The organism is Psychrobacillus sp. NPDC058041 (assembly GCF_042885655.1).
GTDB lineage: Bacteria > Bacillota > Bacilli > Bacillales_A > Planococcaceae > Psychrobacillus.
Map to the genome: position 1 here is coordinate 498926 of NZ_JBHVRO010000002.1, position 20457 is coordinate 519382.

General features: G+C 33.0%; 22 protein-coding genes and 3 pseudogenes. 16 read left to right on the plus strand and 9 right to left on the minus strand.

What is annotated here, in order from left to right:
- Window positions 1–90 precede the first annotated feature (90 nt).
- Window positions 91–840, minus strand: a complete 750-nt coding sequence (locus ACFVR1_RS05040) for a DUF3888 domain-containing protein (protein WP_387581149.1) — start codon at window positions 838–840, stop codon at window positions 91–93.
- Window positions 841–1048: 208 nt separating this feature from the next.
- On the opposite strand from ACFVR1_RS05040, the gene ACFVR1_RS05045 reads away from it, so the two are divergent.
- The 4 genes from ACFVR1_RS05045 to ACFVR1_RS05060 all read left to right on the plus strand — a co-directional run bounded on the left by ACFVR1_RS05045 (window position 1049) and on the right by ACFVR1_RS05060 (window position 4296).
- Window positions 1049–1906, plus strand: a complete 858-nt coding sequence (locus ACFVR1_RS05045) for a tetratricopeptide repeat protein (protein ID WP_387581152.1) — start codon at window positions 1049–1051, stop codon at window positions 1904–1906.
- 388 nt (window positions 1907–2294) lie between these two features.
- Entirely contained in the window at window positions 2295–2966 is a 672-nt protein-coding gene (locus ACFVR1_RS05050) for an AlkZ-related protein (protein ID WP_387581251.1), read from the plus strand.
- Window positions 2967–3154: 188 nt separating this feature from the next.
- Window positions 3155–3688: a dihydrofolate reductase family protein gene (locus tag ACFVR1_RS05055; RefSeq protein WP_387581155.1), complete on the plus strand. Its 534-nt coding sequence runs from the start codon at window positions 3155–3157 to the stop codon at window positions 3686–3688.
- Window positions 3689–3822: 134 nt separating this feature from the next.
- The gene (locus ACFVR1_RS05060) at window positions 3823–4296 is read left to right on the plus strand and encodes a hypothetical protein (protein ID WP_387581158.1); all 474 of its coding nucleotides are present in this window, start codon (window positions 3823–3825) and stop codon (window positions 4294–4296) included.
- 247 nt (window positions 4297–4543) lie between these two features.
- Here ACFVR1_RS05060 and ACFVR1_RS05065 read toward each other — a convergent pair whose 3' ends face one another.
- Complete coding sequence (locus ACFVR1_RS05065; protein ID WP_387581160.1) at window positions 4544–5062, minus strand: methyltransferase family protein; 519 nt, start codon at window positions 5060–5062, stop codon at window positions 4544–4546.
- Window positions 5063–5497: 435 nt separating this feature from the next.
- On the opposite strand from ACFVR1_RS05065, the gene ACFVR1_RS05070 reads away from it, so the two are divergent.
- The gene (locus ACFVR1_RS05070) at window positions 5498–6130 is read left to right on the plus strand and encodes a class I SAM-dependent DNA methyltransferase (protein ID WP_387581162.1); all 633 of its coding nucleotides are present in this window, start codon (window positions 5498–5500) and stop codon (window positions 6128–6130) included.
- Between the two features lie 96 nt (window positions 6131–6226).
- Here the strand turns inward: ACFVR1_RS05070 and ACFVR1_RS05075 are convergent, their stop codons facing one another.
- On the minus strand, window positions 6227–6688 hold the full coding sequence (locus tag ACFVR1_RS05075; RefSeq protein ID WP_387581164.1) for a nucleoside deaminase: 462 nt from the start codon (window positions 6686–6688) through the stop codon (window positions 6227–6229).
- A gap of 455 nt (window positions 6689–7143) precedes the next feature.
- On the opposite strand from ACFVR1_RS05075, the gene ACFVR1_RS05080 reads away from it, so the two are divergent.
- From ACFVR1_RS05080 to ACFVR1_RS05090, 3 genes are all read left to right on the plus strand, one after another.
- Window positions 7144–7425, plus strand: coding sequence for a GNAT family N-acetyltransferase (locus tag ACFVR1_RS05080; protein ID WP_387581165.1), 282 nt, complete (start codon window positions 7144–7146; stop codon window positions 7423–7425).
- A 257-nt stretch (window positions 7426–7682) separates the two neighbouring features.
- Window positions 7683–8765 carry a hypothetical protein gene (locus ACFVR1_RS05085; protein ID WP_387581167.1) on the plus strand — a complete coding sequence of 361 codons (1083 nt, stop codon included), beginning with the start codon at window positions 7683–7685 and terminating at the stop codon, window positions 8763–8765.
- A gap of 331 nt (window positions 8766–9096) precedes the next feature.
- Entirely contained in the window at window positions 9097–9597 is a 501-nt protein-coding gene (locus tag ACFVR1_RS05090) for a hypothetical protein (protein WP_387581170.1), read from the plus strand.
- A 133-nt stretch (window positions 9598–9730) separates the two neighbouring features.
- On the opposite strand, the gene ACFVR1_RS05095 is transcribed toward ACFVR1_RS05090, so the two are convergent.
- On the minus strand, window positions 9731–10285 hold the full coding sequence (locus ACFVR1_RS05095) for a helix-turn-helix domain-containing protein (protein ID WP_387581173.1): 555 nt from the start codon (window positions 10283–10285) through the stop codon (window positions 9731–9733).
- 113 nt (window positions 10286–10398) lie between these two features.
- On the opposite strand from ACFVR1_RS05095, the gene ACFVR1_RS05100 reads away from it, so the two are divergent.
- Entirely contained in the window at window positions 10399–10983 is a 585-nt protein-coding gene (locus ACFVR1_RS05100; protein WP_387581176.1) for a LysE family transporter, read from the plus strand.
- A gap of 420 nt (window positions 10984–11403) precedes the next feature.
- Here the strand turns inward: ACFVR1_RS05100 and ACFVR1_RS05105 are convergent, their stop codons facing one another.
- The 4 genes from ACFVR1_RS05105 to ACFVR1_RS05120 form a co-directional block, all read right to left on the minus strand.
- On the minus strand, window positions 11404–12549 hold the full coding sequence (locus ACFVR1_RS05105) for a DUF445 domain-containing protein (RefSeq protein ID WP_387581179.1): 1146 nt from the start codon (window positions 12547–12549) through the stop codon (window positions 11404–11406).
- A 482-nt stretch (window positions 12550–13031) separates the two neighbouring features.
- Window positions 13032–14012: an ABC transporter permease subunit gene (locus ACFVR1_RS05110; RefSeq protein WP_387581181.1), complete on the minus strand. Its 981-nt coding sequence runs from the start codon at window positions 14010–14012 to the stop codon at window positions 13032–13034.
- Window positions 14005–14922, minus strand: coding sequence for an ABC transporter ATP-binding protein (locus ACFVR1_RS05115; RefSeq protein WP_387581184.1), 918 nt, complete (start codon window positions 14920–14922; stop codon window positions 14005–14007). The genes ACFVR1_RS05110 and ACFVR1_RS05115 overlap by 8 nt, the downstream gene beginning before the upstream one ends.
- On the minus strand, window positions 14915–15718 hold the full coding sequence (locus tag ACFVR1_RS05120) for an SGNH/GDSL hydrolase family protein (protein ID WP_387581187.1): 804 nt from the start codon (window positions 15716–15718) through the stop codon (window positions 14915–14917). The genes ACFVR1_RS05115 and ACFVR1_RS05120 overlap by 8 nt, the downstream gene beginning before the upstream one ends.
- A gap of 437 nt (window positions 15719–16155) precedes the next feature.
- On the opposite strand from ACFVR1_RS05120, the pseudogene ACFVR1_RS05125 reads away from it, so the two are divergent.
- From ACFVR1_RS05125 to ACFVR1_RS05150, 6 genes and pseudogenes are all read left to right on the plus strand, one after another.
- Window positions 16156–16254, plus strand: a pseudogene (locus ACFVR1_RS05125) (DNA-binding response regulator); the annotation flags it as partial.
- Window positions 16250–16435 (plus strand): annotated as a pseudogene (locus ACFVR1_RS05130) (ATP-binding protein); the annotation flags it as partial. The pseudogenes ACFVR1_RS05125 and ACFVR1_RS05130, both read left to right, overlap by 5 nt.
- Window positions 16436–16654: 219 nt before the next feature.
- Window positions 16655–17632, plus strand: a complete 978-nt coding sequence (locus tag ACFVR1_RS05135) for an alpha/beta hydrolase (protein ID WP_387581190.1) — start codon at window positions 16655–16657, stop codon at window positions 17630–17632.
- 331 nt (window positions 17633–17963) lie between these two features.
- Window positions 17964–18368 carry a GNAT family N-acetyltransferase gene (locus ACFVR1_RS05140; RefSeq protein WP_387581253.1) on the plus strand — a complete coding sequence of 135 codons (405 nt, stop codon included), beginning with the start codon at window positions 17964–17966 and terminating at the stop codon, window positions 18366–18368.
- 91 nt (window positions 18369–18459) lie between these two features.
- Window positions 18460–19071 (plus strand): hydrolase, encoded by a 612-nt coding sequence (locus ACFVR1_RS05145; RefSeq protein WP_387581192.1) that lies wholly within the window; start codon window positions 18460–18462, stop codon window positions 19069–19071.
- 56 nt (window positions 19072–19127) lie between these two features.
- On the plus strand, window positions 19128–20006 hold the full coding sequence (locus ACFVR1_RS05150) for a protein kinase domain-containing protein (protein WP_387581194.1): 879 nt from the start codon (window positions 19128–19130) through the stop codon (window positions 20004–20006).
- 70 nt (window positions 20007–20076) lie between these two features.
- Here ACFVR1_RS05150 and ACFVR1_RS05155 read toward each other — a convergent pair whose 3' ends face one another.
- On the minus strand, window positions 20077–20358 hold the full coding sequence (locus ACFVR1_RS05155; protein WP_387581256.1) for a DinB family protein: 282 nt from the start codon (window positions 20356–20358) through the stop codon (window positions 20077–20079).
- Between the two features lie 4 nt (window positions 20359–20362).
- Between ACFVR1_RS05155 and ACFVR1_RS05160 the strand changes: the two are divergent.
- Window positions 20363–20457, plus strand: a pseudogene (locus tag ACFVR1_RS05160) (GNAT family N-acetyltransferase); the annotation flags it as partial.

The following is a 20457-nucleotide window of genomic DNA, read 5'->3' on the forward strand; positions in this document are numbered from 1 at the left end:
AAAAGGGCTTTAAAAATTGAAACCCTATTTCTTTATTAATAATTTTATCGACAGGATAGCTTCACCAAGAGAGATTTTATAGAGATTGAATTACATATACCAAAGTAATTTGTTTTTCATTTTTTTACCTTTTTCACTTTTCTTTTCCACTACATTCCATGCATTATTTTTCTTTTTAACTTTGAATAGCATGTTTGTTCCATCTGCTTTTTTAAATAGAATATATCCATTGTTTCCATTGATAAAAGTTACAGGGCTAATAATGTTTTTATACGGCGGATGTATTTCAGGATTTAGAATGTTTAATACTATAGTCTCCGTAATGGCTGAAAGTGATCTATAATCCTCCTTTTTCTCTGCTTGGTAATATAGTTGGTTATAATTAAATTGGGAATAATGCTCTAAATTTAAGTGAAAGGATTGTTTAATATCTGAAATCGACTCTTTATAAAACAGAAGCATCTTCTTTTCCTCTTCATCTCCTACGTGATAAAAGCTTATTTTCTTTATCCCCATTGGACTTATATTAAAAGCCATCGTTTCTTTCCCATAAGGAGGGTTATGTGCATGTTCAAAAGTGTTCACTATCACTTCTACTGTAAAACCAAATGCCCCATCAAGTTCCCTTATGACCTTTATTACTTTCGTATCATACAAACCAAACGATTTTGGATAACCATAATATTGTATTACTCCTTCTTTAATATAAGGGAATAGAGTAGTTACCAATGTATCTTGAAGCAATTTATTGTCTATATCTTCTTGACTTGCTTTAAAATAATGTGGTTGCTTAAGCAAAATGATAATGGCAATTAAGAAGACCAAATAAAATTTTCTCAATATTTAACTCCCCTTAAAAGATAACTTAGGCTTAGGATTTCCAATATAGGAAAAAGAATGCGTAGACTTTCAGTAATCATTATTCTTTAAATTTGTATCAAACGCCAAAGTAATATTGACATGCTTATCGTAGAATGACCGTATGGTAATAAAGACCAATCTACGCTATGCTAATCATAACTTTATTATTCTATTTGGAGAGTGAATTATGTTAAATTTTGATGAGCTATGGGATTACAATCACCCTGAAGAAACCGAACGAAAATTTATCAGTTTGCTAAAGCAAGCAGAGGACTCAAGAAATATTGGCTACTTAGCGGAACTTTTGACTCAAATTGCACGTTCTCAGGGATTACAGGCAAAATATGAATTAGCGCATGATACGCTTGATCGTGCAGAGAGCTTATTAAACAAGGATTTAAACGTGGCAAGAATTAGATATTTTCTGGAAAGAGGCAGAGTATTTAATTCCTCCTCCAAACCAATGGATGCACTTCCGCTATTTCTTAAAGCATGGGAAATGGGAATCCAATCTGGTGAGGAGGATTACGCTGTTGATGCAGCACATATGTTGGGAATTGCGGAAGCTACTCCTGAGAAACGCATGGAATGGAATTTGAAAGCGCTAGAATGTGCCGAAAAGAATCCTAAAGCCAGTCGTTGGTTAGGTTCATTATATAACAACATCGGTTGGGCAAAGGTTGAGAATGGAAATTTGGAAGAAGCCCTAGAACTATTCAAGCGAGCATTGGAGTTTCGTATTGCGCAAGGTAACTCCAATTCGGTATTTATTGCAAAATGGTGCATAGCAAAGGTACTGCGTTTACTAGGTCAAGTGGATGATTCTTTAACAATCCTAATGGAATTACTTGCTGAAACCGAACAAACCATTGAACCTGATGGATATGTATTTGAGGAAATCGCAGAGTGTCTCCTTTTGCTTAATAGAAGTGAAGAAGCTCAACCATACTTTTCTTTATGTTATGATCGCTTCATACTAGATCACTTTCTTACAACAAAACACCCGGAACGCATTATACGTATTAAGGAATTAGCAGGACGTTAAACATAAAAGAATAAATTAAAATTAAAGTGTGATAAAAACGGCTAACTGATTACTTTAAACTTGCACCATATATTTGGACATGACTCCAGATGTAAGTAATAGATTAGATATTTTTCCAGAAGATGAGCAGCAATATCAAGATAAGTAAGAAAAATATTCACGGAGCAAAAAGTAGAACATTTTTAATGTATAGAAGTAATAATTGTGGAAAGAGCTACTTACCGATAAGTAGCTCTTTCCAGAACTAAAAGTGGTTTTAGTGGATGAACATTGAGATATGAACCAGCTTTTTTCTTGAAATCTATGGGGGGAGGTTAAGAAGGAAAAACTAATTTGAATATAGAAATTAGTTCATATGTCAATTTTTAAAAAAGGAGATAACAAATTGATGGAATATAAAGTAAAAACATATGAAGAAGCCTTAGATGTAATAGAAGAGATTGGTTTACTTCCGCTTGCCCCGTTAATACCCGATTTTCCTTCTTTAAATACTATTACTTTAGCAAAGTATTGGCATTCTGAATCAGAGTTTGATCCATGGATTTGGAGGACAAAATTTTCAACAGACGGGGTTGCGGCATACGGTAAATTCATCAAGAAAAAATCGGTATTGGTTTCCCTTCAACTTCTTCCATATGTAAAGAAGGTTTTAGGATATACTGAGTCTGTTGAAGAACGATATTTTAATGGAAACGTATCAAAACAAGCGTTTGATATATACAAAATTATTAGCCAAGAGGAAGGGATAGACACAAGGTCATTAAGAATGATGGCAGGACTAAAGGAAAAAGACAGCAAAAGGATATTTGAGAACGCATTATTAGAATTACAAGGAACAATGGATATTGTAATTTCAGGCATTCATGAGAAAAGAAATGCAGAAGGTGAAAAGAAAGGATGGAGCAGTACAGCGTTTGAAACATATGACTCATGGGCTAATAGAAATAGAATTGAGTCCATTAATATTGACAAAGAAGATGCAAGAAAATATCTTATATCCTTTTTTTCAAATGTTTGTAGTAATGATTCAAGAAAGAAACTTGAAAAAATATTCGTATAATTAAAGAAAATAATGTAGCAGTCTTCCTCTCTCAAGAGTAGTGAAAGTATTGAATCTTTTACCTTGGATTCTCTGTGATGAAGGGCTAATTTTGCTCTTCATCGATGGGATCAAGAAAGGTTAGTTGTAAAGTGCTTTAATTATTGTTAAATTACAAGCGAACATATATTCTTTTTAGGAGGTTAATTATGAGTAAAAAACGTAAATTGGTATTGTATATTGCAAAAAGTATAGATGGATACATAGCTACTAAAGATGAGTCATTAGAATGGTTATTTAATGTTGAAGGTGAAGGTGATAATGGATATTCAGATTTTTATGAGACAGTAGATACAGTTTTAATTGGAAAAAAAACTTACGATTGGATTGTAAAGCATGATGCAGGTGAATTCCCATATATAAATAAAGAATGTTACGTTTTCACAAGGACTTCAATTAAGGATACCGAAGATGTCAAATTTGTTAATGATGATATAGTTAGTCTTATTAATAAATTGAAAAATCAAGAAGGAAGAAACATTTGGATTGTTGGTGGAGGAGAATTGTTGCAATATTTTGTAAAAGAAAAATTAGTTGATGAAATTATCTTAACAGTTGCTCCAACTATAATTGGAAAAGGAATTCCATTATTTAAAGAAGGAGATTATCAATTAGACCTCTCATTAAAAGGAACAAGGATTTTCAATCAGTTTGTAGAACTACATTATGTAGTTAAAAAGTAATTATCTTCTTCAACTAATAAGGTGAAAACTGGTGATCCCTCTATGATAATAGAGGGAGTTTATTATAATAATAATTGTCTTACTTTTTCAGGGAGCGTGATTAGTTGAAATAATTAGGGATACTTATTTTTATCTTGCTGTTTGTTGTAGGCTGCTCGGATGAAGATGAAAATAATCAAATAGTTATCAAATACGAGAGCCAGATCAAAGAACAGCAAAAGGAAATTGGGGAATTGAAACAAGAAATTGAAGATATTAACTTCATTCCGAACGTTTATTATAGATCGTCTTTACAGGAAGCTGATCGCGAAGCAAGGAAAATAATGCGTTATATTTCGGAAGGTATATATGAAGAGTTAAAGAAAGAATATGATATTGAATTTGAAGTAAAGGAAGATGCAGTAGATTCTGGTGTACCAGAATCCAATACACCATTTCCTATCGAAATGGCTGGAAATTTTATGTACATCGCCAATTTTATTAAAAAACCGGATGGCATGGAGATAAGTTATTTTATTGATAATCCAAAGAATGAAAGATCACAATTAATTCATATGTCTTTTGCTATAGACATGGAATTTAAATTTATATATGTAGGAGATGCCTAAATAAAGTATCTCCGGTCTGGTATATCGCGTATTATTTCATCCTCTGTAATAGATAAAGATCTCGGATATATGAATTGATAACCCTAATCAAGCAGGAGAAGATTTCAGTTTATGAATAAAATAGAATTAAGACTATGCTTAAGAATAATATTTATCCTTTTTAAGGAATTATGTTATAGGACTACTTAATGAATATTATTAGAAGATGAGAATCACCACTTGAATACCAAGTTTATACCGCACCTTTCTAAAAATATCGTCTCACGCTATTCATATATTTTATATACTCTTCCCCAAATTTATTTATACACCATCTTTCCTCTGAAAGAATAATCCAGTGAGCTGAAATTTGGAAAACTATTAATAACCCAAGTAATATCCATGAATGTGTAAGCAATGCACAACCCATGAAGTAAATGAAATATGAAACATACATAGGGTTTCGGGATATTCGATATAACCCGCTTACATTTATCCCATTCATTTTAGGATGAGCATAATTTAGTGTAGATACCGTATATAAAACAATTCCTAAAATATAGATTATCAGCCCAATATAAAACAGAACAGAGTCTGTTCTAATTTTGAGTAGTAATAAAAATAATAGAATAACGGCGGTCGTAATTTGATAGATCCAGTAAGCTACTTTTTCTATTTCCGATAATGGAGCAAAGGAACCTGCACGTTTAGACCCCTCTTTACTTATCGCACTTAATATACCATGCCTAATGAGTAAGATTGGTATAACTGTTAAAATTGCATTCATTCTATCCCACCTTTTAGGTCTTAAATTTATTGCTACATTATTTATTTTACGAATAATACAAAAAATGTAGAAGTACATTTGCTTTGTAAAAAAGTATTCGTATCTTTTAAAACTATCTATTTACCTATTATTGGAGTGGAAAATGATTATATGTATATCGTCTGTATTTCTCACAGAAGCAAGATTCCTTGGTATTGCATTGATCATTTTGATCAATACCTATTTTTATTGAAGCCACAATATATTTACTATATTGTGAATTTATAGAAATTTCTATATAATCATTTTAACAATGAAAGGTGGGGTTTATATGGAAAATATCACTTTTAATAACCTTAATTATATCGTAAAAAAAGAAAAGGAAACCGCTATCGAGTAATCTCTAAAATAATTAGAATGCTCGATAGCCGTATTAGAACAAAAGGGGGAGCATTCATGCTAAATCAAAAAGGATTTAATTTATGGGCTGATGGTTATGATAAAACTGTTCAGCTGAGTGAAGAAAACAATCAATACCCGTTTGCAGGTTATAAAACAATTCTAAATACGATTTTTAACGAAATCATGCAAAAAAACGAATCGTTCGTGTTAGATATTGGCTTTGGGACAGGTGTTTTAACATCAAAACTTTATGAAAATGATCATCAAATTGATGGATTAGATTTTTCATCTAAAATGATTGAAATTGCAAAATCCAAAATGCCGGAAGCTAATTTAGTCGAGTGGGACTTATCTCGTGGATTGCCAGCTACAATCAAAAATAAAAAGTATGACGCAATCGTGAGTACTTACGTTTTACACCATCTTTCAGATGATAAGAAGGTCGAGCTAATTGAAGAATTGCTCACTTTACTTACTGAAGACGGCAACATCTTTATTGGGGATATAGCTTTCGAAACGAGGGTACAGTTAGAATCTTGTCGATTAAATAGTTTAAATTATTGGGATGAGGAGGAATTTTATTTTGTTAATGAGGAGTTAAATTCTATGCTTAAGAATTTTTGTAAATGCGAGTTCTACCCAATATCACATTGTGGTGGAGTGTTTATTATTTCAAAAAGATTTTAAGAGAGAAAACTGGCGTTCCTACTATTAATAGGGACGCCTTTATATTAGATAAACTACTCCATCTTTTGGTGATAAAATATGAAGTAACAAATATTATTAATTGGTAAATGTGTATCCTTCAAAAACTTTTAGCCCTACCTCATTTAAAACTTCTTCAACTACAGTCGGCTTATTTGGACTTTTTTCGATAACTTCTTTACATGAAATCATTATATTACTGCCTGCAATTTTTGCCAGTTGGTCATGTGATACACTATAGACTATTTTTCCTAAATTAGACCATACCATAGCACCTGTACACATAACACAAGGTTCGCAGCTAGTATATAAAGTATATTCACTAAGATTAAATATGTTGTTCTCAGAGCAATAAGTACGTATTAGCCCTATTTCAGCATGATGTGTTGGATCACAATTACTATTAATTTTGTTTCCTCCATACATTACTATTTCATTATTTTTTACTAATATAGCACCAAATGGTTCATTTCCATCTTTTCTAGCTTGTAAAGCCAATTTTATGGCCACTTCCATAAATTGTTCATCTATTTTTGCCAATTATAAGACCTCCAGTTCAATACAAGTATAACAGAGATTTTGCTATGTAATTCAAAATCAAAGCTTAGTAGCGATTGTTTAAATTTAAAGTGGTTCTCCGATCCCTCTTTATACTTTGTTAGTCCAAAACCTCGCTATCCTTCACTATCCTCATCTACATGCAGAATTTAATTGGAAGCATAAAATGACTTCCTTTTGGATTGTATTAATAGTGGAGGTAAGAATAAGAAGGATTATAAATGTAATTTGTAGAATAATGTGAGGAATGTTCTTTTTATGGAAGGAAGAATTGAGAGTAGAGAATTTTAAATAACTAATTCTTTTTGATGTTCATGAGAAAATGAATTATAAGATTATTAATCAATTACAAGATTTACATAGTCTATATAAAAATGAATGGTGGACGAAGGAACATGAGCTTTCAATAATAAGAAAAAATAGTAGAAAACAGTGATGTGGTAATTGGAATAGTTGATAATGATGTGGAAGAAATGATTGGATTTGCGAGGGCGATTACAGATACACTTTATCGAGCATTTATTTTCGATGTTATTGCTAAAGAGAATTATAGAAATAGTGGTATCGGTATCATTTTAATGAATAATATTTTAGACCCACTAGTAAGGCAAATAGAGAGAGTAGAAGTATATTGTCCTGAAAGATTATTAGAGTACTATAAGAAATTCGGTTTTTCAAGAGACGTAAATGGTAGTAATTTAATGAGATCAAAAAAATGATGTTTTTAATGAGTATTTATATAATCTATTGCTATAGTTTAAGCTAAATTATGTGTTTGAGATTCACCCGATTTTTTAAAAAGTTAAGACAGATAAAAGCGATATATTCTATTAAGGGGTGAATACGAGGAATTTCATCCTCTTAAGTAAACATAATAAAGGTTCACATAGCTGGAGAAGATTTTGTTCTAAGAATACAATAGGATTGAGGCTATGTTTAAGATTAAAACGCTTTATGAAAGGAAGGATTATTTTTAATGAAAGATGATGATCTTAATAATGCCATTGAGAAGTTAAAAATAGAAAATATAAAGATGCAGCATATTTCAAAAATTGGTGAAGGTGCATGGCATAATGTCTATAGAATTGAGAGGAATGTTGAAGAGGATCTTGTACTAAGAATCAGGAAAAAGAAAGCATATGGGCAATTACAAGCATATAAAGATATTGACTTGATTACAGAATATGAATCTTCAAAAGTTTATTACCATCAGGCTAATCAGTGTTCTTTTAATATTTGTCCTTCTGTCTTTGACTATTTTCATGAAGAATCAGTAGTATTTACCGTAGAAAGTTTTATGGGTAAAGGAAAAATACTTCAATGTCTAAGCCATTCTGAAGCATTTGCAATCGGAGAAAAGTTAGGCGAATTCTTTAAGGTTATGCACAGAAAAGTTCCCGAATTACAGGGATTTGGTAATATTATATGGAACGGTAAACATCTTGAAGGACAGAAACAACAAGAAGCTAGCTACATTTGGCAAAAGGATAACGACTTTTATTTAAGTATATTAAATAGTTTGACTACTACTGATTTAACATTTAATCGCGAAATAGTTGTAGATAAAATACTAAACTTAATTGAAAACAGGCGAAAAAATCAGCAAAAGATATCATTGGTCAATCAAGATGTAACACCAGAAAATATTATATTTCATTTAGATAAAGTTTCCTTAATAGATCCATTTCCAAGGTTAGATTTTGATTTGAAATATGCTGGGTATTTTGTTTTTTGTTACAAATTCCTTCTTCCTATCTATTCTAATGCATCAAGATACCAAAACCATGAATATAATAAAAATTCAAAGATATTGAGTAGAATTGCAGACGGTTTTATGAAAGGTTACATAAATGATAATGTGAATTTGTTAAAATGTTTATTGGACGAATATATCTTGTGGATATTGTTAGAGGCTTATGAACACTATGAAACATTAAATAAAAGTGAATTGGACCCTAAAACACTGCAACAAATGGGGGATAAGGAAATGATTATGAATAGGTTAACATTATGTTTAAACGAATTAGAAAAATTATCTTCACCTTCTTTAACAAAATAGGGTTCTAGCGAAAGAACTATGGGTTATTAATACATCTCTTCTTTCTTCTGCAACTAAAAGTGTGTTTGGTTTAATATGGCATTGCAACCAAGACACAAATAAAAACAGAAGTAAAACCCAGTTTTTGTCGTAACGGGTTCGGTTAGAGGGTAGCGCCTATAAATCTAACAGAACAATGGAAACACCTGCACAACGATTAGGAATTTCAGATAAAAAGTTCGATTACAGAGATATTTATCTGAAGTAGTTCGCTTTAAATGAATTGACCTTATTTTTTGGATGAAGTTGGAATTTTTATGTTGAAATAAATTAAAAATAAAGGGGGAGTAATGTGAGTAAAAAACAGAAAACCATTTTTGTTGTTTCAATTTTGGCAAACGCACTTTTGATAGTTTGTTTGGTTATTGGATACTTGAAAATGAGTTTAGTTCATAAAGAGTTATTTTATTCAGAAGTGCAATATAAACTTGTTGAACTTGATGGTTTAATAGAACATCAAAAAAAGAATGATTGGTCTGAACCCAACTTAGTTACAACTCAATTAGGAGATGTTTTAAACGGATTAGATGTAGCAACTAATAGTGGTAAATACTCAGGTTGGCTTTCAAATGATGAGCGAACGACTATGGAGCGTCTGGATAATGCGTTAAGACAATACCCTCACGATGAATTGTACAAGTTTAGTGTATTAACGCAAAGTGACAAAAACGACTTTGAAGATTTACAATCAAAACTTCAAAATGTGGGTTTTGGAATGAATATGACAATCAGCAACGATTGGAAAACCTTTATCAATATGTCAGAAAAACTGCTGGCTCTTTTTCGAAAATAATCAAGATGCTAATTAAATTGCTAATTATTCTGTTATTTTAGTAATAAAAGGAGTGCTAATTGCACTCCTTTTATTACTGTTTTATAATTTTCTCTCCATCAACCGAACCCTCTATTCTTGTCGAACGAGTTTTTTAGATCGGATAATATAAGGTCATATTTAATCGAGTTAATGTTTCTCCTGAATTATGATAGGCATGTTGTCTGTCCGCCTTGAATCGGATAGAATCACCATTTCTTAGTGTATATTCATTGTTGTTTACACGTACAGTTAGTTCCCCTTCAAAGACAGTTATGAATTCTTCAGTTCCTTCTCTATGCGAATCAGCGCTTAGGAATCCACCTTTTTCTACTTCGACGGTATAAACTTCAAAACGCTTATCGTCTTCAAAGGGAAAGTTTGGATAGACTCGATATTTTCCATTGTCTTCAGATAATGCTTGAATGTCGTTTCTTAAAATAACTTTTGTATCTGGCTGCGGACTATTTATTAGTGAGGTAAAAGAAATTTTTAATCCATTGGCTATTTTCCAAATAGTTGTAATCGTAGGACTAGATTCACCCCTTTCAATTTGACCAATCATTGTTTTACTGACTCCAGTTAATTCTGCAACCTTTTCAAGACTTAATTTCTTACTTTCTCTAAAGGCTTTTAAGTTTTTTGCAATGATAAGATTTATTTCTTCCATAAACAAATACACTCCTCTTTTACAATATAACGTCTGTATTGTACAATAAAAAGTAATTCGTTATAATGCCTGTTTTAGTCATTATAACATACAACGCGGAAGGGGAGTTCAATTTGCCTATAGTATCGTTTTTGCTATATGTATTTGTTACAAGTTTTACACCAGGTCCCAATAATATTATGGCGATGTTATTTGCTAACAAGTTCGGGTTAAAAAAGACTATTAGATTTTGTTTAGGAGTGGGTGCAGGTTTCTTTGTCATAATGTTATTGAGTAGCTATTTTAATCTTGTGCTTGGTAATTTCATTCCAAAAATTGAATTTATTATGACTATTCTTGGTGCAATCTATATGTTGTATCTAGCAATAAAAATTATAACTAGTAAAAATAATGATCAGAACAATAAGGGGGACAAGAATAACAGTTTTTTAACAGGTATGCTTTTACAATTTATCAACCCGAAAGGTATATTATATGGTATAACTGCAACATCAACTTTCATCCTGCCATATTACACTTCAAATTTTAGCTTACTAATTTTTTCGTTATTTCTGGCTTTTGTTGGATTTATGAGTACTTTCTGTTGGAGTATGTTTGGTTCGATTTTTCAAAAGTTCCTATCAACGTATAGAAATCAGTTTAATATAATTATGGCTTTGCTATTGCTGTATAGCGCAATTTCGATTCTTGTAAAATAATACAGGTTTCTTGTTGAACTAACGACGGAGCAACCAGTAATCAGTGACTCTCTTTCACTATCAATTCTCCAATAGATTATAACAGCTATCATGTATTAACGGAGGCTTTGTTCAATCTCAAATAGTACTCAATAATTAATTTGACCCGATTGAGAGTTTATACTTTTTCGCTTAGAAAACAAGCTGAGCCCAATTCATTGCAAATTTGGGCTCATTTGTATGATTAATTTTAATTTTTTGCACTAATTAACTGTACAGGTCACTATTGAAAAAACAGTTCTCTTTCCTGTATTGGAACTCTTAGTTAATACTGTTTAAAAACGCAACTAGCTCACTTAATGTATAAAGGTTTTGAACTTTTTTATGTCTAGGTGTTTAGGGTATGGAAAGAAGGATTGGTGCTTGATTTGGGGGCAGAATTTATCCTGTGATTAGTTTGATTCCAGTTAAGGCAAGTCCAATTAAGCTACCGCATAATGCCCCATTTACACGAATCCAAGAGATGTCGTTTCCAATCTTGTTTTCAAGCAAGACTGTAATTTCATCGTTTGTCATCTTATCCAAATTATCTTTTACTAATTGCCCGATTTTTTGGTGATTTTGTTCGATAATATCAAGAATTTCTTCCTTTATCCACGCATCTAATCTCAATAGTGCGGTCGGATGTTCTTTCAATTTGACAATTCCTTTTTTAATAATTGGTGAGAGTTTGTCATCTATGAAATTTTCTTGTCGTACGTATTCCAACAAAATGTTTTGGATTTGATTTTTTAGCGTTTCAAAAAGTGGCTCCATGTCATATTTATTTATTGTACTCTGCTTAAGTGTATCGATTTGTTGAAGAACGGATTCGTTGTTTTTAACTTTCTCCATTTCGTTTTGAATAAAACCAATGATTTTTTTTCGGTTTTCACTGGTATCGCGTTTTAAGTCTTCTAGAAATTCCGTGATCGTAACATCGATGATTTCTGCCACTTTTCCACTAGCCATAGACATCAAAGATTTTAAGGCGATTCCAAAAATTTTATTTTCTGAATTTTTGTCAATTGCGTTTGTGATCATTTTAGTAATCTCATCTTTTGTATTTTGGTCAGACAATTTACTTTCTACCATTTTAAGGGTCATTGTATATAATTTTTCATCCATTTGATTTTCTAATGCTTTATCAATAGCTTTTTGAATCATATATTCTGTTTTGATATTACTCAAAAGTTTTTTTGCACACATTTCAAATTGAGGCATGAATGGGTTTAAATCGAAATTACTAGCTAGATAAATAGCGGCTTTTTGAAGTTGCTTTTTCATCTCATTACTTTGAAGTTCCGTTTCTATTTTGTCTAATAGCAATTGGGCAATTTGGATGTTGTTAATTTTATTAACAATACTTTCTTTCGTAAGCCATTCATTTTCTAATACGTGTAAAATTGTTTGAATGATCCGTTCACGGTTTTTGGGTAAGAGTGCTGTGTGAGGGATCTTTATATTGAGTGGATGTCGAAATAACGCAGTTACTGCAAACCAATCGGCTAAGCCTCCTATAAGACCTGCTTCAAATCCTCCTTGCAACAACTTTCCCGTTATGGAATCGTTTATTGGAAGGGTAGCCAAGAATCCCATACCCATTATGCCGAGTGACCAATTCGCAATTTTTTTAGAATTTGCTTTTCTCTCTATTTTAGTCAGTTGTCGTCACTCTCCTCTGAAAAATAAGTTATATCCATTATATGTCTTCCTATTCTGTAAGAAAAGGAATGTCTTTTAAATGATTCCTTCTTTTGGAAAAGTTTACTCTGCCAACAGGGGAGTATTCTAAGTACTATCTTTCCTGTAGAGATGCCGAGGTAAAAAACACCATATCTTTATGATGGGTGTGGTCTTTTATATAATTGGTGTGTATTTACAAGGAGAAGAAGAGGGAATGTGAACATCCCCTCCTTAATTTCATTTATTTCATATAAATAAGTCTGTTTTCTTCTTAAGCATTCACACATTTTTTTTAATATCAATGATTGTTTGTAGATTCCAATTAAGGACTTACTAAACTGAAATTAGTACACATCTCTTTTCGTGAAAGTAATAAAGGCAATAAGAAGTGCTATGATTCCCCATATTGTAAGGATTGTCATTGAAAAGCCTAGGTTCATTCCTTGTATGGGGGGAGCACTTCCGCTGATATAATTCGTGATTTGAAGATTGACCATAAATAGATATTTTGCCGATTCCCAAGATGAGACCATATTGGCTAAAATGGGACCCGAGATAAGAGTTGCTAGCATAACACCAGTCACAGCTGCCGTACTGCGCATTAAGACAGAAAGCATCAGTGTAATTGATCCGACGGTGATTCCAACGAACCAAGTAAGACCCAATTCCATCAGAAGGTATTGCCATTGGCCAATTACGTGAACTGAGGTTGTGACGAGGTCATCTCCATTTGTTGAAAATCCAGTCAGAATAGGCATCGTCCAACCGGAATATCCGAAGACAATTCCCGATATGAGATATGACAATGAACCAAGGGACAACACAATAAAGGAAACAGAAAGAATCATGGTAAGAAACTTGCTCAGTAAAATCCGCGACCTTTTAACCGGTCTCGTCAGGAGCATTTTAATTGTCCCACCGCTTAATTCGGAGGAAACTAAATCACCAACGACGACGACAACCATCAACGGCAACAATAGGTCAATTGAGTTTTCCAAAAATATGCGCATGAAGGTAGGGGCTCCTGGTGCAGAAGGATCGATATCATGTTCCAAATAATATTCCTGCTGGCTGACTCTAATAAGTAAATATTTACGGAAATCATCTGGAATCGTACTAGATGCAAGGCGGTTTTGTGCATTCACAATGTCCTGTTGCAATTGAGTTCTCCAGTCGGTAGTGCCTAATCGTTCTTGTAAAGATTTCACTTCTTTCATTTGAGCGTAAGTAAACAATGCAACAAGAACTGCCACAATAGCGACTATGACGTATAGACGCTTTTTACGAACAAGCTTGATGAGTTCATTCTGTACTAAATTAATCAATCGTTTCACCTCCGGTTAACTCGATAAATAAATCCTCAAGTGTTGGAAGTTTTGTTTGGATTCCACTTACTTTAACACCTTCGCGAACCAATCTTTCATTAATGAACGAAAGTCTTTGCTCATCATAAAGAGTAATTAACAGTCCATCCTGCTCAGACAATATGGTTGTTTCTTCTGATAAAATCCTTCTGCCTTCTGCTAACGGATGAAGCTTCCAAGATACTCGCTCCTGTTCGGCAAGTATATGCGCAACTGAATCAATCTTAATGATTTCTCCTTTTGAAATAATGGCTACTCGATCGCACATAAGCTGGATTTCACTGAGTAAATGGGAGGAGATAAGAATGCTTATTTGATCTTTCTCTGCCAACATCCGTATAAATTCACGCATTTCCCGTATTCCTACGGGATCGAGACCGTTTGTAGGTTCATCAAGAATGAGAACTTTGGGTTTTCCCAATAAGGCTTGGGCAATTCCAAGTCGCTGACGCATTCCTAAAGAATAGGTTTTAACTAGATCGTGAATTCGGTTTTGAAGTCCGACTTGGGCAATGACTTCATGTATACGATATTCATTGATTTCTGGAACCATTCGAGCAAACTGTTGCAGATTTTCCCAGCCCGATAAATAAGGATAAAGTTCAGGATTTTCCACAATACACCCAAGATTTTTTATGGCATTAGAAAAATCTCCCTCCAAATTATAGCCACAAATGGAAATCATCCCTGACGTTGGTTTAATCAAACCAACAAGCATGCGAATTGTGGTTGTTTTACCTGCTCCATTCGGACCCAGAAATCCAAAAACCTCCCCTTGCTTCAATTCGAATGTAATATTTTTAATGATATCTTTTTTCCCGATTGTTTTTTTAAGATTTTTAACAAATAAAGTAGACTGAGAGCTATTCATTTTGATTATTCTCCTTCTCAAAGTTGATGAGAGTTGCAACACGATTTCCGATTAATTGGTAACCATTACTGTTTGGATGGAATTTATCACTGGATAAATTATCATTTACATTCATTTCAAATAAGTCAAAAGTTGGCACCACCACAATTCTTTTATAGGAAGCTGCCAACTCTGCAGTATCGAAATTCCATCTGCGAACAGCCTTGGAAGTATTTTCGGAATTAGGTAATTCGATGAAAGGATTGTAAATTCCAACGTGGAAAACGGGTGCTTGTGGATTAATTTCTCTTATGGTGTCATAGATTTTTTTCAGATTGCCTACATAGTTTTTTTCAAGTGAATCAATAGCTGACTGATCAAGATTAGAGAGCGTATTGCCTCCTTGAAATAGATCATTCGCACCAATGGTCATTACAATCAGATTGGAATCACGTAATTGCCTTTGAATTTCTGTTTTTTCAAGCTGGTTTAAAAGTTGTTGGGAAGTAAGGCCTTTTATTGCTAAATTCGATAATTCCACATTTTGTTTCGTTCTTGATTTCAAATCGGCCAACATGTATTGAACATATCCTTTTCCAGTTGAATCTCCAGTTCCACGCGTTAATGAATCCCCTAGGGCAACGATTGAGATGCCCTTTGTTTGAGATGGCTTTAAAGAAATAGCAGTTGAAGTTGGTTCAGATGGATGAGGGTTCTTGAAAAATTGATCATTTATCGTTAAAAATAAACCTCCAACCCACATGATAGTTGCAACTACTGATAGAATCGTAATGATTTTGACCATATTTATTTTCACGGTATCATCCTCTTTATTGTTAAGTAAGTTAAAGGTACTGAATAATGATTGGAAAGTAAAGGAAAGAGTGTTCTGTAACAAACTGAAAAGAATTATCCAAATTTAAATGCAAACGTTAAAGAGAATAATCAAACTAAATATTTAAGATTCTAAAGAATAATATAGCCCAGTATGTGGAAATGTTTCAATGACGAAGTATCCGTATGAATGGCATGAAGTTGAACTTGATAATATAGCGGATAATTTAGTTGAAGCAGAAAGCTGGTTATATTAGATTTCGGATTAGTTAAAAGAAGTTCAGCATTTCGATAATCGAATGAGCAAAAGATGGTGCATTTAATGATATTCCTGTCCTGAGTCATAGGAAGAATAGGGGTAATTCAATAATATTTATAGCATAATGGTTACAAGATGGAAAACAAAGAAAGAGGGAACAGATGCCTACTATATTAGTTGCTGACTACGATGTGAACATTCGCAAACTCGTCTGTTTATTTCTACGTAACGACGGATTCGAAACAGCCGAAGCCGCGGATATTCGAGCGATTTTTTAAGGCAGATCGGTCTCATAGTCGAAAGTATGACGGTAGCGGTATGGGACTTGCCATCGTTAAACAGATCGTGTCGCTTCATGAAGGTGACATCCGAGTGGAAAGCGAAACCGGCCGAGGAACTACTGTCATTGTCACCTTGCCAATTACAACGCCGACAGAGTAATTAGATTCCTATTGTATGATTCGAATTGTCTAAACGCGTTCCTCGCATTCTTCATGCTACGGGGTCACATGCAAGTTTTCTGGCATATGATGACCTAGCATTTTTTTCGCTAGTTCATACTCCGTTCATATTGAGGTCATGGGGAGTACATCTTCGTCGTATAAGATTTCCTAATCGGCCGGTTACAGTAGCCAAATTTACAGATAACGACAGGAGAAGATGAAAGTGAAACTAAAAGATGAGGAAATGAAAATGAGGATGAGTAAAATGCTTAACTTTATTCTTAAAGCAATAGGTGTATTAGTTATAGCAATAGGACTTTTTCTAGCGATTGTTTTTATAGTTAATATAATTAGCAACAAATCAGAGCAAGGAAAAATACAATCTTATGGTCAGTTAGTACCTGTAGATGGGAAAAATATGAATGTTTTTATCCAAGGAAAAGGAGAAGAAACAGTCGTGTTACTACCAGGTTATGGTACAGCAGCACCAGCACTTGACTTTAAGCCGCTAGTGGAAGAGCTATCTCCATTTTACAAAGTAGTCGTGATTGAACCTTTTGGTTATGGATTAAGTGATGATACCGAAAAAGAGCGCAGCATAGAAAATATTGTAAATGAAGCTCATGAAGCTTTACAGAGTCTTAAAATTGACAGATATATTCTAATGGGTCACTCCATTGCAGGCATTTACGGACTAGATTATGTGAATAAATATGAAGACGAGGTGAGTGCATTTGTAGGAATTGATAGCAGTGTTCCAACGCAAGGCGGTACGGATGTTGAACTTCCAATAGAAACTATTAAACTACTCAAAAGATCAGGTTTAGCCAGATTGTTAATGAAAATAGCTCCTGACCCATTTGCTAAACTAACCTTTGATGATGAAACAAAAGAACAAATGAGAATACTTGCTCTCAAAAACATGTACAATTCCAGCACCTTGAATGAAATGAAAAATTTTAACACTAATTTTAAAGCGGCTGAAAATTTAACATTCCCAAAAAACCTTCCCATTATTTTCTTTGTACAAGCGGATGATACAGAAACGGAAGGATGGATACCACTGCATGAAGAACAAGTCAAAGATTCTGTACATGGAAAAGTGATGACATTTGAAGGAGGACATTATTTACACCATACCAGATCAAAAGAAATGGTTGAGAACTTTAGAAACTTTATGGAAGACATAAAATAAGTGTATTGAAAAAGCTCTCTCAATGTGTGCATAAGTAATATAAAAAACCGCACTTTGGGACGGTTTTTTCACTGTTTGTTTGCGAAAGCGAACCCGCATATTTTTAGCAATTTCTAATGAATGCTCTAGTACGTATCCATTGTCCATATACACAACAGTGCGGAATAGCATTCCGTGTACTTCTTAGATTGTGTTAATTATGTAAGGTTGCAGGTGAAGGAGGATTTAGAGAGCTTTTGTAGAATATTGTTAGATATGTTCTTTTGAGTGAGAACGGGAAGAGAATATTTAATAACAAATTATTTGTGGGGGTTAAGAGAAAGTGAATTACATGATTATTGATGAGTTTAACGATAACCAATTACAAGATCTACATAGTCTATTTAAAAACGAATGGTGGACGAAGGAACGTGAGCTCACAGAAATAAGAAAAATGGTAGAAAACAGTGCTGTGGTAGTTGGATTAGTTGATAATGATACGGAAGAATTAATTGGATTTGCAAGAGCGATTACAGATACACTTTATCGAGCGTTTATTTTCGATGTGATTGCAAAAGAGAATTCTAGAAATAGTGGAATTGGTACTATTTTGATGAACAGCATTCTAGAACACCCATTAGTTCGAGAGGTAGACAGAGTAGAACTATATTGTCCTGAAAGATTAGTAGGATACTATGAAAAATTTGGTTTTTCAACAGATGTAAATGGTAGTAATTTAATGAGATTGAAAAAATGACCAGTTTAAATAAGTTTTAAATAACTTATTTGTAACTGGATAACGTACTTTATTAAAGATTGAAGTAAATTTTTAAAGGGTGAGGGGAAGTATGGGTTCAAGAATAATGCACTTGGTTATCGCTAATAGAATTGCAGAGTGTCTATCAATAGAAGATAGAATACCGTTTTTATTAGGAGGCATTGCTCCAGATGCTGTTTCACCTAAAGACTTAACACATTTCTTTAAAGGTGAAGTACATGATTATTCAAGAAGTATTGATTTTAAAGGATTTTTACATAAATATGCTTCGCAAGTAGAAAGTCATTATATATTGGGGTATTTTACACATTTGATCGCTGATGATATATGGCTGAAAGGTTTTTATCTTCCTTGGTTGAAAAACAGAATGGAAGCTAGTAAAGAAATATTAAGTTTATACCATAATGATTTCCGATTACTGAATGGGAAATTATTAGAATACTATGGTTTTACAGATGAATTGAGAAAAATGCTAAAGTTCCCTCCGACAGTCCTTGATTTGCAAGAGGTTAAATCCAAAGATGTTGTTGAAAAATTCATTCCTTATGTATTAGGAGATCTGGAGTACGATAAGGAAGTTATAAATGAAAAACTTAATGTATTCACGTTTGATCAGATAGTTGGTTATATAGAGACATCAGTTGATAAGGGACTTTTGAATATAAAACCTATCCTTACTTAATCTATACAAAGAAAAATTGGATCAACCTTTATTAGAACAATAACTGGAGGATTTAAATGGACGAGTTGCAAGTTATATATTTTGATAGAGTATCATTCCAATTAAAAGAGAAACAGAACTTCGAATGGCTAAAAGATTATGGAGAAGTGTTCAGCGTTTTTGATGAACAAGATTCTGGAAATATATGCTTCGGTATTGAAAAGGATGGAATAAAAAAGTTTGTGAAATATGCAGGTGCGAAAACGAAAGAATATTCAGGACTACCAGAAGATGCAATAGCAAGGTTAAAGGATTCAATACCAATTTATCAAGATTTGCAACACAAACACTTAATAAATCTATTTGACCATTTTGAGGTTGAGAAAGGATATGCATTAGTTTTTGATTGGTTTGATGGTGAATGTCTTCATTCCCATTGGTCATTTCCACCACCACAAAAATATACTCATCCTGATTCTCCGTTTTTTCGATTTAAACAGTTGCCTGTAAAAAAGCGTTTGGAATCATTTAAAAGCATATTAGAATTCCATTTATATATGGAAAAAAATAATTATGTAGCAGTTGACTTTTATGACGGTAGTATTTTATATGATTTTGAGAATAATATTACGAAGATTTGTGACATTGACTTATATAAGAAAAAGCCATTTATAAATACTATGGGTAGACTTTGGGGTTCTTCAAGATTTATGTCCCCCGAAGAATTTGAATTAGGTGCTGAAATTGATGAAAGAACGAATGTGTTTAATATGGGTGCAATCGCCTTTGGGTTGTTAGGGGGAGAACTTGACCGCTGCATATTAAAATGGGATGCAGGTCAGAAACTATATGAAGTAGCAATTAAGGCAGTTAATACAGTTAAAAAAGAAAGATATTCAACAGTAGAAGAATTCTCCTTAGCTTGGGATTCAGAAGCCGAACTTCTGATCAACTAACCGAAGGATAGTTGAAATATAAAGTCAAAACCTCTACTTTACAAGCATGAAGAGGTTTTGACTACTATTATTATTGCTTAAATAATAAATCTGAAGAAATTGGTTTAATCCCGATTTCCCTTGACCAAATAGATAATTGTCCAATATGGTGAACCTCATGTGTTATGACATGACGGATTATTTTATCATAAGAAAAACTATATGTAGTTCCATTCTTACTTTTCATTTCAATAATTTTTTTACCAATTTCACTAGTATAAGATTGTAAAAAAATGAGCGTATTCGTTTTTGTCTTATTCGAAAACTCGATAACTTCATTTAGATTAGAAATAGTATTAATATCTTTAATAATTACCGGTCAAAAGCTCGTTGAGTTATGTGTTCAAAAACTTCCGCATGGTGATTGGTTTGCTCATACCTCATCAAATAATTTTAGCTTTTATGAGAGATG